Source organism: Microbacterium sp. SS28 (assembly GCF_022761035.1).
In the GTDB taxonomy this organism is placed as follows: Bacteria; Actinomycetota; Actinomycetes; order Actinomycetales; family Microbacteriaceae; genus Microbacterium.
The window spans coordinates 120,969-134,269 of the sequence record NZ_JAKWJP010000002.1 but is presented as its reverse complement, the minus strand read 5'-3'; the positions used below and the strand labels follow the sequence as shown (position 1 = coordinate 134,269).

The window sequence follows — 13,301 nt, the reverse complement described above, 5'->3', positions numbered from 1 at the left end:
CTCGGGCCCGGCCTCGCTCGCCGACGCAGAGCCGTGGCGGTCTCCACGATCAGGGTCGTCGAGACCGCGGGCAGGAACGTCAGGTCGGGCTCGTTCCCCTCCATGCCGCTCGCGCGCTCGCGCCTCGCCGCCGGGCTCGATAGCGTCGGAGCGCACGATGCCGTGCACGAGGAGGGTCTTCCATGGTTCATTTCGACACGATCGTGGTCGGAGCGGGTCTCGCCGGCGTGACAGCGGCCCGACTGCTGACTCTCGCGGGCCGTCGCGTCGTCGTGCTCGAGGCGCGCGACCGCGTCGGAGGGCGCATGTGGACGGATCGCAGCGACGCGTTCGTGACCGACCGCGGCGCCTCGTGGATCCACGGCATCAACGATTCCCCCGTAGCCGCGGCGGCCGCGGCCTTCGCCATGCGGATGGTCGAGTTCACCGTCGGCGGGTATCAGCCGGACAGCCGCCCCATCGCGCACTACGGACCGGATGGAGTGCGATTGACGGATGCCGCAGCCCGGGCGTACGTCGATGACATCCATGCGCTCGACGCGGCGCTGGCGCGGGTCGTGGTGGACTCGCAGCCGGATGACTCGTACCGCGACGTGACCGAGCGGGCACTCGCCGCGCAGGGCTGGGACGACGAGCGCGCGCAGCGCGTGCGCGAGTATCTCGAGCACCGCACCGAGGAGCAGTACGGGGCGTGGATCGAGGACCTCGCGGCGCACGGACTCGACGACGACACAGTGGACGGCGACGAGGTCGTCTTCCCGGACGGCTACGACCGCCTGCCGCAGACCATCGCCGAAGGCCTCGACATCCGGCTCGGGCACATCGTGACGCACGTGCGGTGGTCGGCCGACGGGGTCACCGTCACGGCGGGGGACGACACGTTCGCTGCCGACTCCGCGGTCATCACGGTGCCCACGGGAGTGCTCCTCGCGAACGACGTGGTGATCGAGCCGCCCCTCCCGCCGCAGCAGGCGGAGGCCCTCGGTCGCCTGGTCATGAACGCGTTCGAGAAGGTCTTCCTGCGCTTCCCCGAGAAGTTCTGGGACGACGACGTCTACGCGATCCGGCAGCAGGGCCCGGAGGGGCGCTGGTGGCACTCCTGGTACGACCTGTCGGCGCTGCACGGCGTGCCGACGCTCCTGACGTTCGCGGCCGGTCCCGCGGCGCAGACGACGCGCACCTGGAGCGACGAGCAGATCGTCGAGTCGGTCCTCGTGCAGCTGCGCCGGCTCTACGGCGACCGCGTGGGGGAACCGACCCAGGTGCGGATCACCCGCTGGCAGGACGATCCCTTCGCGCATGGCGCGTATGCGTACATGGCGGTCGGTTCGACGACGGCCGACCACGACGACCTCGCGAAGCCGATCGGGGGCGTCCTCCACATCGCGGGCGAGGCGACCTGGACCGACGACCCCGCGACGGTTCCGGGCGCCCTCTACTCCGGCCACCGGGCCGCGGAGAACATCCTCGGCCGCGACATCCCGATCGAGCAGCTCTGGACCCGGGAGGACTGATCGCTCAGCTCAGCGCGGCAGGAAGTTCTCGCGCGCGAGCGGTGCGATCTCGAGGTGCTCGGCGTCTTCGCGCGCGACCCAGCGCAGCTCCGCGATCTCGGCGCCCGCGACGGGACGCCGCTCCCCCAGTTCGACTCCGAACACGTCGGCCACGACGAGGAAGCCCGGCTCGTTCGCCGCGGCGGCCGTGAACGAGCCGTACGGGCGCAGCTCCGCGGGAGGGACGTGGACGCCGAGCTCCTCGAGCAGCTCCCGGCTGAGGGTCTCGTCCGCCGTCTCGCCCGGCTCCGGCTTGCCGCCGGGCTGCATGAACGCCGTCGTGCCCGCCTTGCGCACGAGCAGCAGCCGGCCGACCGCGTCGAGGATCACGGCCGCCGACACGTGGATGCTGCGGGGGTGGGCGGGAGCGGCATCCGGAGCGGTCACGAACGCACGCTAACAGGATTCGTGCATCCCGCCCGACGTAGAATCGCGTGTGCCTCCCGAGAACCCCGTCGCCTCCGACCTGCCGCCGAGCGGCATCGACCCCGACGATCTCGCGACCACTCTGAGGGTGCTCGACGGGATGGCGGGCCTCGACGAGACGCATCCCGACTTCATCGCCGTGCGCCGTGCGACCGCCGCGATGTTCAAGGCCGTCAAGAAGGTGCGTCGGCGTGAGATCCGGGATGCCGTCGCCCAGGCCGACCGCGAGGTCGTCGCCGCGACCGCCACGGGTGCACCCGATCGCATCGACGACGAGACGCGCGGCATCCCGATCAGCACGAGCACGACCTCGCGCACCGCGGGCACGCTCATCAAGCCTCGCGCCTGCTACATCTGCAAGCAGGCGTACACCATCGTCGACGCGTTCTACCACCAGCTCTGCCCGACGTGCGCGGCCATGAGCCACGCCAAGCGCGACGCGCGCACAGACCTCACCGGCAAGCGCGCGCTGCTGACGGGCGGCCGCGCCAAGATCGGCATGTACATCGCGCTGCGCCTGCTGCGGGACGGCGCGCACACGACGATCACGACCCGCTTCCCGCGGGACGCCGTGCGACGGTTCAGCGGCCTGCCGGATGCCCCGGAGTGGATCGACCGGCTCAAGGTCGTGGGCATCGATCTGCGCGACCCCGCCCAGGTGATCGGCCTCGCAGACGACGTCGCGGCGGCGGGGAGCCTCGACATCCTGATCAACAACGCGACCCAGACAGTGCGCCGCTCGCCGGGGGCCTACCAGCCGCTCGTCGACGCCGAGCTCGCACCGCTGCCCGACGGGCCGCTCCCCGAGCTCGTGACGTTCGGCCACACGAACGACCAGCATCCGCAGGCCCTCGAGCGCTCCGTCACGGCGCACCCGATCCTCGCGGCGGCCGCGGCGCGCGCCGACGAGCTGACCGAGCAGGCGATGGCCGCGGGATCCAGTTCTCTCGAGCGCCTCGCCGCCGGCACGGCAATTGACGCAGGCGGGCTCATCCCGGACCTCGACCACAGCAACTCGTGGGTGCAGCGGGTCGACGAGGTCGACCCGCTCGAGATGCTCGAAGTGCAGCTCGCGAACACGACAGCGCCGTTCCTGCTCGTCTCGAAGCTCCGCCCGTCGATGGCGGCGAGCACCGCGCGGCGCACCTACATCGTCAACGTGAGCGCCATGGAGGGCGTGTTCAACCGCGGCTACAAGGGGCCCGGCCACCCGCACACCAACATGGCGAAGGCGGCCGTCAACATGCTCACGCGCACGAGCGCGCGCGAGATGTTCGAGACGGACCGCATCCTCATGACGAGCGTCGACACGGGCTGGATCACCGACGAGCGTCCGCACCCGACGAAGGTGCGCCTCGCCGAGGAGGGCTTCCACGCTCCGCTCGACCTCGTCGACGGCGCCGCGCGCGTCTACGACCCGATCGTGCGCGGCGAGGCCGGCGACGACCTCTTCGGCGTCTTCCTCAAGGACTACTCCCCCGGCGCATGGTGAACCTCCCGGCGCCCGGCCGTCGCGTCGTCGTGCGCTACATCCTGCCCACGGGCCAGGCGACGGATGCGCTCGGGGAGCTGCTGAGCGCCGATGAGGCGACCATCGTCGTGGACGGCAAGCGCGGCATCGAGCGCATCCCGCGAGGCGCCGTCATCGCGGCGAAGGAAGTGCCGCCGCCGCCCGCCCCGCGTCTGCCGCGGCAGAAATAGCGTCGGTCGCTGCTACCCCGACGTCACCTCGCCGCTGCTCTCGACGAGCGTCGGCTCGATCTCGGAGAGCCATCCGAGGACCCGCGCCGCGACATCCCGCCAGCCGGCATCCAGCGTCAGCGAGTGACCGCGGCCCTCCGCCTCGAGGAAATCGGTGCGGGACGGGTTGTCTGCGTAGAGCTTGACGACCGCCTTCGTCACCTTGAGCGGCACGGTGTGGTCTTCTGTGCCCGAGACGAGAAGCAGCGGACCGCGAACGGCGTGATGCGTGTCGACCGCTGCGGGCGAATCCCGCACGAACGATGCGGCGGCGTCCTCGAAGAGCGGGCGACCCGGCCCGGGAATGGTCCACTCCTCGAAGAGGGCGTCCGACTCCTCCGGCGTAAGGGTGTTGCCGAAGCTGTAGCGGAACTGATCGGCGGTGAGCGCGACTGTCCGCTTCCTGTTGGCGGGATTCCCGAGCACCGGAAAGCCCGAGCGCAGCTGCGAGAACGGCAGCACCTTGACGCCCTTCACAGGGGCCGGGTCGATCGCGACGGCCGCCGCGGCGTAGCCGTTCGCGAGGAGCTCCTGCGCGATGAGTCCCCCGAACGAGTGCCCGACCACGATCGGCTTGACCGGGAGCGCATCGATCAGTTCGGCGTAGTGGTGGCAGATCGCGGTGATGCCCACATCGTTGAGCGACTCGGGGTGCTCGCGCGTCGCCTGGACGGTGTCGCCGTCACCGGGCCAGCCGGGCGCGGAGGTGGGGTACCCGGATTCCTCGAAGAGGTCCTGCCACGGACGCCACGCGCTCGCGTGGATCCAGAGGCCGTGGATGAAGACCACGGGGCGGCTGAGAGGGGATTCTGACATGCGGCTTCCTTTGATCGGTCCGCTCAGGGCGGGTCTGGTGCGTGGTGCAGGCCTTCACAGCGTCTGGACGAGCCCGCCGTCGATGCGGATATCGGCCCCGGTGACGTTGCCGAAGCGGTCGCTGGCGAGCACGAGGACGAGATCGGCGACTTCGTCGGGGGTCGTGAACCGACCGGTGACGGATGCCGCGGCCGCTGCCGCGGCGACATCCGCGGGTGCACGACCGCTGGCCTGCGAGACCGCCTCGGCGACGCCGTGCTCGCCGAGCCAGAGCGCCGTCGCCACCGGCCCCGGGCTGATCGTGTTGACCCGCACTCGCGATGCTCCGACTTCTTTCGACAGCGACTTGCTGAAGTTGCCCAGCGCCGCCTTCGCGGCCGAATAGTCGATGACGAGCGGGTCCGGCAGGGTCGCGTTGACCGAGTTGATGGTCACGATGCTTCCGCCGCCTCGGCGGACGAGTTCGGGCAGCGCCGCGCGGATCGTGCGGACAGCGGCGAGCAGCGTGAGATTGAGCGTCTGCTCCCAGTCCGCATCCGAGACGCTGCCGGATCCTTCGGGGCGTGCTGTGACGGCGCCGACATTGTTCACGAGGATGTCGAGGCCGCCGCGCTCGACGGCCCGCTGAACGAGTCGGCTCGGACCGTCTGGATCGGACAGGTCGACGCTCACGAAGTCGACGCCGCCGCCGTCCACGAGGGCCGTGATCTCGGGGCTCGCCGTGCGGGCTCCCGCGACGACATGCACGCCCTCCTCGACGAGGCCGCGCACGATGGCGAGTCCGATTCCCTTGCTCGCGCCCGTGACGACCGCCGATTTGCCGGACAGGTGTAGATCCATGGGTCACCGTCTCTTCGAGGATGGGTGGCGAGCACCGGCGAAATCCGGTAGACGGATCCGTCTGTCTCTGCCAATCGCAGTCTCGCGTACGATGGTGCGAAGGACAAGTGTGAAGACGTGATTCCCGCCAATGAGACCGCCCATGACGCACTCGCGGTGATCGAAAGGCTTGGGAGCGCTCCCTCGTCGGCGCGGGACAGGATCTTGGCCACCGCGACGGACCTGTTCATCTCGATCGGGATCCGCTCCGTCGGCGTCGATCGCCTGATCGCCGAGTCCTCGGTCGCGCGGGCGACCTTCTTCCGGCACTTCCCGACGAAGGACGACCTCGTCGTCGCCTTCCTCGAGACGCAAGCTTCGGATGCCCGTCGTCGACTGACGCTCATCCGCGATCAGGGCCCGGGCGGTGCCCGCGCAGTCCTCGGTGAGATCGCCGCGGGCGCGAAGGCGGGCATGGATCGCACCGGCTTCCGCGGCTGCGAGTTCATCAACACGGCAGCCGAGTACTGCGACCCCGAACACCCGGTTCGCGTCGTCGTCGATCGCCATCGCGCCTGGGTGCGCGACATCATGGCCGACGCGCTCTCGGACCTCGGTCATCCCGACCCCGACGGCACCGCCGAAGTGCTCTTCACCCTACGCACCGGCGCCGTCGTGGCGTCGTCGCTGGAAGGCTTCAGAGACTCCGGCGGCGCATTCGACCGAGCGTGGTGGGGTCTCGTCGACCAGCGCTGAACGGGCTCAGAAGCGCAGCAGCACCTTGCCGGCGCGGCCGGGCACGGCGCTCGCCGCCGCGGCCTCGCGCGCCTGCTCGAACGGGAAGACGTCGCCCGCCGGCAGCGTGACCTCGCCCGAGACGATCCGCTGCATCAGCTCGCCGAAGAGTGCCCCGCGGGTCGCGGCATCCATCGTCTGACTCACGCGGCCTCCCCAGAAGCCCTTCACCGTCGCCTGCTTGAAGATGAGCATGCCGGACGACAGCTTCATCGTGCCGGACCCCATCGCACCGAATGAGACGAGCGTGCCGCCCTCGCCGAGCAGCGACAGCAGGTCGCCGGCCGCCGTGCCGCCGATCGAATCGACGGCCGCCCGCGGTGCGTCGTCGCCGAGGATCGCGGCGGCGCGCTCGCGCCAGTCGCCGGATTCGGTCGAGACGACGTCCTGGATGCCGAGGGCCGCGAGCTCGTCGACACCGGCGTCGCGGCGCACGAGGCCGAGCACGCGCACGCCGCGGGCTGCCGCGAACTGGGCGACGAGCTTGCCGACTGCGCCGTTGGCCGTGTTCTGCACGATCCACTCGCCCGGCTGGACGTCGAGGAAGTCGAGCAGCGCGAGCGCGCTGAACGGCATCGAGATCAGCTGCGCGGCGGTCTCGTCGCTGACGGCGTCCGGGACGGGGATGAGGCTCGCGGCCCTCGCGACGAAGTACTCGCTCCACACGCCGAAGACCCCGCCCGCCGCGACGCGCTGCCCGATGCTCAGCGATTCGACGCCTTCCCCGAGCGCGTCGACGACGCCGACCGCCTCCGTGCCGGTCGCCGCCGGCAGCACGGGCTTGTAGCCGTACGTCCCCTGGATCGTCGAGAGGTCGTGGTTGTGGATGGGCGCGAGCACCGTGCGCACCCGCACCTCCCCCGCGGCGGGCTCGGGCTGCGGACGCTCCGCGACCTCGAGGACCTCTGCCGCTTCGCCGAAGGTGGAATGGATGACTGCACGCACGGTAGTGCTCCTTAGATGATTCACGGCCGCGGGATGGGCGACCACCGAGGGTACAGCCGAGGATCGTCCTGCGACATTCCCTCGGACCGTCAGTTCTCCGGCGTCTCTGTCGCTTCGGGCGCCGTGTCCACTTCCGGCGTCGTGGCGAGGTGCCCGCCGACCGCCGAGATGGGCGGTGCGAAGAAGTAGCCCCCGCCGCTCGCCGTCACGAACGCCCGGTCGAGCGTGTAGGTCGTGCGCTCCCCGTTCGCCCCGCGCAGTTCGATCGTCCGCTCGCGGTCGCCGTACACGTCGCTCTGCCCGATGATCGGATCGTGTCCGCCGGCGTTCGGCTGCAGCGGCGAATTCGCCCAGCGCCTCGTGACGAACTCGAACTGATCCTCGATCGAGGCCATATGCGCGACGAACATGAGCCCGCGCTCCGCCGCCACGAGTTCGGGCGCGGGATCGGGCACGCCCGCGAGCGGAGGACCGTACGGGATGCCGCGCCGCAGCATGAGCCTCAGGAACGTGTCTGCGGGGGCGCCGAAGTCGGTGCCGCTGTCGCGAGGATTGACCTTGCGGATGTGGCCCGCCATCGGGCACACCTGCCCGAAGAGGTCGGACTTCGCCTTCGGATGCCCGTCGCCCGCGTAACCGCCCTCGCTCAGGGCCGTGGTCGGCGCCCAGCCGCCCGTGTCGTCGTCGAAGAGGAAGTGGTTGTTCGCGAACTCATCCCCGGCCAGCGGAAGGTCATCCTCCTCGGGCGCCCGCGAGATGGGCGCACCGCTGGGCCACCGCCCGACCAGCATCGAGGCGAAGTGCACGGGCGTCGTGCCGTGCGCCTCCGCGCCGGCCGCGGCGAAGTCCCAGAAGGCGGGGACGTCCTGATCGAGGCGTCGGCACACGAGGTACGAGCCGTGCCTCGCCCAGTCCGGGAAGCGACCCTCGTCGGTCGCGGGAACCTGCGGATCGGCGGGGTTCTGGCGCGGCATCCCCAGCACGAACTGACCGGGCCAGACGAGAGGCTGGCCCGCCTTGCCGAAGATGCGCGCATGCGGATTGCGGGGGTCGACGTAACGCGGTGCCAGGTATTCGCCATCGGCGGTCACACCTCGGATGCCGGGCTGCGAGACGCCGTCCTTGAAGCCGAAGTGCTCGTGCCCCGCGAGGGTGCCGGGCAGATTCGCGCAGGTCTGCTCGAAGAGCAGTCTGACGCCGCTGCGGGCCGCCACCTCGATGATCGCGGCAGCCTCTTCCGCCGCGTCGTCTGCCGAGTCCGCCGCGACCGTCACGAGGAAGTCCGCCTGGCAGTCCTCGCCGCCGACGCGCCACGCCCCGCGGTGCCCGGATGTCCCGGGCGTGGCGGGATCGCCGAGATAGGTCGATCGCTCGGCCATCCCCTGCCGGAACGCCTCGTCTCCCAGCTGCTCCAAGGCGTCCTCGCCGAGGAGCGTGACGACCCCGGATCGCGACAGCGCGAACGCCGTCCACGTCGCCTTCGCGGAGGGATCCGCCGCGCCTGTCAACAGTCGCTCGCGTCGGAACTCGCGCCGGAAGTCGAGCACCTCCTGCATGCTGCTGAGCCGTGGAGCGAGCCACTGAAGCCATGCGCGGGCGCGCGTGACGTCGTCGATCACGAGGAAGAGGAAGCGCTGGTGGTCCTTGTTGAACCCGGGCACGACGTTGCCCTGCACATCCGCCGTGACGGCTGCATCGAAGAGCGGCTCGTCCGTCGCCGGTTCGTCGCCGAGCAGGTGACGCTCGACGTCGCCACCGGCCACGGCCGTCGCGGAGGGGAGCTCGATGCCCGACAGTCGCGGAACCGCCTCGGGCATGAGGTTCGCGAGTGCGTGGAGTCCCTCGCCGCTCATGTCGACGCTCCGCTCACGACGTGCGCCGACATGACGATGTGCTCGGCGATCTGGGCGCCGAACTCGATCGGCCGGCCCCCGATCCGGATGTCGCCGACCTGGAATCCTGCGCCCGCGGGCACTTCGTAGGTGACGCGCAGCGCCGCGCCCCGGTCGCCGCGCTCGATCGTCCAGTAGTCCGCGACAGGAGTGCCGTCGGGTCTCGTCCAGCCCGAGTCATCCCACCCGATCATGTACAGACCCGGCGGGTGCGCCGTCGAGATCTCGAGCCCGTGCCGCGACATGGCCCACAGATCGACGTTGATGCGCGCGTCGGCGCCCGTCGCGCGCGAGTACGGGAGCGCGTCGTAGCCGTCGACGGCGTGCTGCGACGGCTCGACCTCCTGCGAGACGCCGAGCAGATCGCCCATCGAGTTGATCGGCATGATGTAGTGCATGATCCCGCGCGTCGTGTTCCAGATGTTCCTGGGATCGTAGGCGCCGTCAGGGAAGAGCTCGTCCTTCGTGACCTCCGGCGAGACCCAGCGCCGGTACAGCGACAGGACGGCTTCGGGATGCCGCTCCCCGAGCAGCCCCCAGTACTCGGGCGTCTCGGTCGTGAAGGTGACGCGCGAGATCCTGCCGTCCGCCCGCTCGACATGCCACTCGAGGTACTCGATCTGCGCGTCGCGCTCCTCGGCGGCGGTGTACGCCGCGCGGCGGTCATCCCGATGTTCCATGAGCAGCGGCCGTGAGAGGCCCGTCCAGGTGAGCGCACGGTCGTTGCCGCGTGGCGATGCGCGCACGGCGGGGTTCACGTAGGCGCCGCGCCCGCTGACATCGGTCGACGCGGCGATGAGCCCGCTCACGAGGTCATGCCATCGATCGGAGAAGTCCGAGGGCGCCCCGACGTCGTCGAGGCCGGCGGGGGTCGAGAAGCGGACCGGTTCCATGTCGCGAAAGTAGCAGGGCGCACTGCGGCGGCAGGTGCCTGGAAACGAGAAGGGCCCGGGATCTGCGAATTTCTCGCGGATCCCGGGCCCTTCCCGGTGACAACGGCGTGGTGGAGATGGGGGGAATCGAACCCCCGTCCATCGCTGAGATACTGCGTCTTCTCCGGGCGCAGTCTGTAGAGACGTTCTGCTCGGCTCCGACCTTTGTCACAGACACCTAAGTCGACGAGCCCAGTCTGGGAAGAGTCCCGCGTGACGTCCAGACGCCGTCACGCAGCAAGTCCCCTAGATGACGCGAGGATCCGTGGCGGGAACACACACGGCCTCACGGACTTCAGGCTCGCTTACGCAGCGAGGGCGAAGTCATTGCGATTTGCATCGGCAATTATGTTTTTGCAGAGGTCGTTTACGAGATAACCCTGCATCCTCGGCCCGCTTCCCGCAGATTCACAGGCGATGTCGAAACCGATCATCCCCGTGTCCTCGAATCGAGGGGTTCCTTCTCTCGAAGGGGCCGTTGTCACACTGTGGAGTTTCCAAGATCGGATGCCGCGGCATCCGAGCACATCAGAATACAACGGATCCGGGACATCGTGAATTCCGTGCCCGCCTTCACGGCCTCGATAGCCTGAGGCGATGAGCAGGAGAGGCTGGGCCATCCTCGTCGGCGTCGTCGCGATCGCCGTCGTCGCGGGTCTCGTGATCTGGGCGTTCGCGAGCGGCCCGGGCGAGGCGGAGCCGTCGGCGACCCCGACAGCGACACCCGCACCGACGACGACGACGCCGACGGATGCGGCATCCCCTTCTCCGACACTCACGCCGGTGGCACCGCCCGCCGTCGCGACGTGCGAGACGATCTCGACGGCCGAGTTCCAGGCGATGATGGCCCAGAACGGCTGGGTCTCGTGGGAGACGCAGGACGAGCAGATCGGCGCGCGTCCCTTCGACCGCTTTCCCGACGGCGCACCCGCGGGGCAGATCGTCTGCCGATGGGGCGAGTCGCCCGATCTCGCGACCGACAACATCGAGGACCTCGCCTGGGCGCCGATCGGGACGGATGCCGCAGTCGCGGCGCAGGCCGCGCTCGTCGACGAGGGATTCGAGCGCATCGAGGCCCCCGAGGGCGTCTACCTCGCGCTCGTAGGGGCGGGCGATTGGTCAGATGCCGAGGGCTACGGCGAGACCTACCTCTTCACCGACGACGACGTGCGCTGGGCGCGCACGAAGGCCGATGTCGTGTTCGTCACGGCGCCCGACGAACAAGGCTGATCCACAGGGAGCGCCCCGTTCCCGCTCGCGTAGAGTCGCCCCCATGAGCGAAGTCGTCATCACGGTCCGCGGCGAGCATGAAGCCCGCGTGGCCCCCGAAGAAGGGGTCGTCCGCCTCTCGGTGCGCGCCGAGGGTCCCGAACGCGGAATCGTCGTCGAGCGCATCTCGGCGCTCGCCGAGCCTCTGCGCACCGACCTGGGGGCGCGGCAGAAGGCGGGCGGTGTGCGCGAGTGGTCGAGCCAGCGCGTCGCCGTGTGGGCGAACCGTCCGTGGAACGCCGACGGCAAGCAGCTCGCCCTCGTGCACTACGCGTCGGTCGAGTTCTCGGCCGTCTTCACAGACTTCGCAGGACTGTCGTGGTGGGTCACCGAGATCGCCGAGCGCGACGGTGTGCAGGTTGACGGCGTCGAGTGGCAGCTCACGCGAGCGACGGCGAAGCAGGCCGAGGCGGATGTCGCGACCGAGGCCGTGCGCGTCGCGGTCGACCGAGCCACGGCTTACGCGACGGCGCTCGGGCTCTCCGCGGTCACGCCGCTCGAGATCGCAGACGCGGGGCTGCTGCGGCACGACGAGTCCGCGCCCGCCCCCATGCCGCGGATGATGAAGGCCTCGTTCGCAGCGGACATGGGCGCAGGCCCTGCCGTCGAGCTCCAGCCTGAGGACATCATCGTTTCGGCGACCGTCGAGGCGCGGTTCGCCGCCCGATGAGCGACCCCGTCGAGGCCGCGGGCGCGGCATCCGCTTCACCGCGCTCATCCCGCGCGGGAGCGGTCGTCGCCCGCGAAGGGATCGCGGAGCGTCTGTCGCAGATGATCCAGCTGCCCACGGTCTCGGCCGAGCGCGACGAACGCGGGCAGGAGCCCTTCGACGGCTTCGCTGATCTGCTCGTCGAGCTCTACCCGCTCGTGCACGCGCGCCTCGAGCGCGAGCGCATCGGAGAGCTGGGGATCCTCTACCGATGGCGCGGGCGGTCGGCGGAGCAGCCCGTCGTTCTGATGGCGCACTTCGACGTCGTCCCGGTGGACGAGAGCGACGCCTGGACGCACCCGCCGTTCGACGGTCGCATCGAGCGCGGCTGGGTCTACGGGCGCGGCGCGCTGGACGACAAGGGTCCCCTCGTCGTCGTGATGGATGCCGTCGAGAACCTGCTCGCCGCGGGGTTCACGCCGGCGCGGGACGTATACCTGTCCTTCGGTGGCGATGAGGAGACCTTCGGCGGCACGGCGCGTGCCATCGCCGAGGCGCTGCGGGGTCGCGGCGTCCACCCGTGGCTGGTGCTCGACGAGGGCGGGGCCGTGGTGGATGCGCCGCTGCCGTTCGTTCGCGGCACGGCCGCGATGGTCGGCGTCGGCGAGAAGGGCGTCCTGACGCTGCGGCTGACGGCGCGCGGCGAGGGCGGTCACGCATCGGCTCCCCCGGTCCGCACGGCCGTCCGGCGCATCGCGCGCGCCGTCGAGCGCCTCTCGCCCGCCACCTTCCCGACGCGCACGCCGGCGGCGGTCACGCGCATGCTGCGCCTCTTCGCGACCCGCACCACCGGCATCCCGAGCGTTCTGTACCGGATGCTGTCGGTCACACCGCGGCTCACGGCACGAGTCTTCACGGCGATGGGCGGCGAGCCCGCCGCACTCGTGCGCACGACAGTCGCCGCGACGATGCAGTCCGGCGGCACGGCGGCGAACGTCCTGCCGTCGCAGGCCTCCGCGACCCTCAATCTGCGGATCGCGCTGGGCGAGACCGTCGAGGGCACAGTCAAGCGCGTGCGCCGCCGGATCGCGGATCGCCACGTCGAGATCGAGGTCGTCGAGGGCGATGGGCCGTCCCCCGAATCGTCGACCGACAACGCGCAGTTCGCGCTCATCACCGAGGTGGTTCGCGAGTCGCATCCGGAGGCGGTGACGGTGCCCTACGTCATGATGGCGGCGACCGACTCCCGCCATTTCCACCGCTTCTCGCCCGCGGTGTACCGCTTCGCGCCGCTCGAGATGAGCAAGGCGCAGCGCGCATCGATCCACGGCGTCGACGAGCGCGTCGAGATCGCGGCGCTCGTGCGGGGCGAGCTGTTCCACCGGGCGCTGCTGCAGCGCTTAGAGTGAGTCGATTCCGACCCCGACCGGCTCGCACGGTCGGCTCGCAGCCGTAGCTAAGGAGC

At 70.4% G+C, this 13,301-nt stretch carries 13 protein-coding genes and 1 other RNA gene; 7 read left to right on the top strand and 7 right to left on the bottom strand.

The window, feature by feature from the left end; translation table 11 throughout:
- The first annotated feature begins 182 nt into the window (after positions 1-182).
- The gene (locus tag MJ607_RS05925; RefSeq protein ID WP_243074654.1) at positions 183-1,514 is read left to right on the top strand and encodes an NAD(P)/FAD-dependent oxidoreductase; all 1,332 of its coding nucleotides are present in this window, start codon (positions 183-185) and stop codon (positions 1,512-1,514) included.
- Between the two features lie 9 nt (positions 1,515-1,523).
- On the opposite strand, the gene MJ607_RS05920 is transcribed toward MJ607_RS05925, so the two are convergent.
- Entirely contained in the window at positions 1,524-1,940 is a 417-nt protein-coding gene (locus tag MJ607_RS05920; RefSeq protein ID WP_243074653.1) for an NUDIX domain-containing protein, read from the bottom strand.
- Between the two features lie 49 nt (positions 1,941-1,989).
- On the opposite strand from MJ607_RS05920, the gene MJ607_RS05915 reads away from it, so the two are divergent.
- Both MJ607_RS05915 and MJ607_RS05910 read left to right on the top strand, forming a co-directional pair.
- Complete coding sequence (locus tag MJ607_RS05915) at positions 1,990-3,471, top strand: SDR family NAD(P)-dependent oxidoreductase (RefSeq protein WP_243074652.1); 1,482 nt, start codon at positions 1,990-1,992, stop codon at positions 3,469-3,471.
- Positions 3,465-3,680 (top strand): hypothetical protein, encoded by a 216-nt coding sequence (locus MJ607_RS05910; RefSeq protein ID WP_243074651.1) that lies wholly within the window; start codon positions 3,465-3,467, stop codon positions 3,678-3,680. Before MJ607_RS05915 ends, MJ607_RS05910 begins: the two co-directional genes overlap by 7 nt.
- 12 nt (positions 3,681-3,692) lie before the next feature.
- On the opposite strand, the gene MJ607_RS05905 is transcribed toward MJ607_RS05910, so the two are convergent.
- Together MJ607_RS05905 and MJ607_RS05900 are read right to left on the bottom strand one after the other, a co-directional pair.
- A complete protein-coding gene (locus MJ607_RS05905; RefSeq protein WP_243074650.1) occupies positions 3,693-4,535 on the bottom strand; it encodes an alpha/beta hydrolase in 843 nt (280 codons plus the stop codon).
- 54 nt (positions 4,536-4,589) lie between these two features.
- A complete protein-coding gene (locus MJ607_RS05900; RefSeq protein WP_243074649.1) occupies positions 4,590-5,375 on the bottom strand; it encodes an SDR family NAD(P)-dependent oxidoreductase in 786 nt (261 codons plus the stop codon).
- 204 nt (positions 5,376-5,579) lie between these two features.
- Between MJ607_RS05900 and MJ607_RS05895 the strand changes: the two genes are divergently transcribed.
- Entirely contained in the window at positions 5,580-6,110 is a 531-nt protein-coding gene (locus MJ607_RS05895) for a TetR/AcrR family transcriptional regulator (RefSeq protein ID WP_243074648.1), read from the top strand.
- A 6-nt stretch (positions 6,111-6,116) separates the two neighbouring features.
- On the opposite strand, the gene MJ607_RS05890 is transcribed toward MJ607_RS05895, so the two are convergent.
- The 4 genes from MJ607_RS05890 to ssrA form a co-directional block, all read right to left on the bottom strand.
- Positions 6,117-7,094 (bottom strand): zinc-binding dehydrogenase, encoded by a 978-nt coding sequence (locus MJ607_RS05890; RefSeq protein ID WP_243074647.1) that lies wholly within the window; start codon positions 7,092-7,094, stop codon positions 6,117-6,119.
- Between the two features lie 89 nt (positions 7,095-7,183).
- A complete protein-coding gene (locus tag MJ607_RS05885) occupies positions 7,184-8,947 on the bottom strand; it encodes a Dyp-type peroxidase (protein WP_243074646.1) in 1,764 nt (587 codons plus the stop codon).
- Complete coding sequence (locus tag MJ607_RS05880; RefSeq protein ID WP_243074645.1) at positions 8,944-9,879, bottom strand: hypothetical protein; 936 nt, start codon at positions 9,877-9,879, stop codon at positions 8,944-8,946. Before MJ607_RS05880 ends, MJ607_RS05885 begins: the two co-directional genes overlap by 4 nt.
- A 108-nt stretch (positions 9,880-9,987) precedes the next feature.
- Positions 9,988-10,356, bottom strand: a transfer-messenger RNA (tmRNA) gene (gene ssrA / locus MJ607_RS05875).
- Between the two features lie 159 nt (positions 10,357-10,515).
- Between ssrA and MJ607_RS05870 the strand changes: the two genes are divergently transcribed.
- Genes MJ607_RS05870 through MJ607_RS05860 form a run of 3 tightly spaced genes read left to right on the top strand, consistent with a single transcriptional unit; the run spans position 10,516 to position 13,245 of the window.
- On the top strand, positions 10,516-11,148 hold the full coding sequence (locus MJ607_RS05870) for a hypothetical protein (protein ID WP_243074644.1): 633 nt from the start codon (positions 10,516-10,518) through the stop codon (positions 11,146-11,148).
- Between the two features lie 43 nt (positions 11,149-11,191).
- Positions 11,192-11,857, top strand: a complete 666-nt coding sequence (locus tag MJ607_RS05865) for an SIMPL domain-containing protein (RefSeq protein ID WP_243074643.1) — start codon at positions 11,192-11,194, stop codon at positions 11,855-11,857.
- Positions 11,854-13,245, top strand: a complete 1,392-nt coding sequence (locus tag MJ607_RS05860; protein WP_243074642.1) for a M20/M25/M40 family metallo-hydrolase — start codon at positions 11,854-11,856, stop codon at positions 13,243-13,245. The genes MJ607_RS05865 and MJ607_RS05860 overlap by 4 nt, the downstream gene beginning before the upstream one ends.
- Positions 13,246-13,301 lie beyond the last annotated feature (56 nt).

Coding starts and splice junctions, on each gene's coding strand:
- MJ607_RS05925 (WP_243074654.1), top strand. CDS start 183: ATGGTTCATTTCGACACGATCGTGGTCGGAGCGGGTCTCGCCGGCGTG.
- MJ607_RS05910 (WP_243074651.1), top strand. CDS start 3,465: ATGGTGAACCTCCCGGCGCCCGGCCGTCGCGTCGTCGTGCGCTACATC.
- MJ607_RS05905 (WP_243074650.1), bottom strand. CDS start 4,535: ATGTCAGAATCCCCTCTCAGCCGCCCCGTGGTCTTCATCCACGGCCTC.
- MJ607_RS05900 (WP_243074649.1), bottom strand. CDS start 5,375: ATGGATCTACACCTGTCCGGCAAATCGGCGGTCGTCACGGGCGCGAGC.
- MJ607_RS05885 (WP_243074646.1), bottom strand. CDS start 8,947: ATGAGCGGCGAGGGACTCCACGCACTCGCGAACCTCATGCCCGAGGCG.
- MJ607_RS05880 (WP_243074645.1), bottom strand. CDS start 9,879: ATGGAACCGGTCCGCTTCTCGACCCCCGCCGGCCTCGACGACGTCGGG.
- MJ607_RS05870 (WP_243074644.1), top strand. CDS start 10,516: ATGAGCAGGAGAGGCTGGGCCATCCTCGTCGGCGTCGTCGCGATCGCC.
- MJ607_RS05865 (WP_243074643.1), top strand. CDS start 11,192: ATGAGCGAAGTCGTCATCACGGTCCGCGGCGAGCATGAAGCCCGCGTG.
- MJ607_RS05860 (WP_243074642.1), top strand. CDS start 11,854: ATGAGCGACCCCGTCGAGGCCGCGGGCGCGGCATCCGCTTCACCGCGC.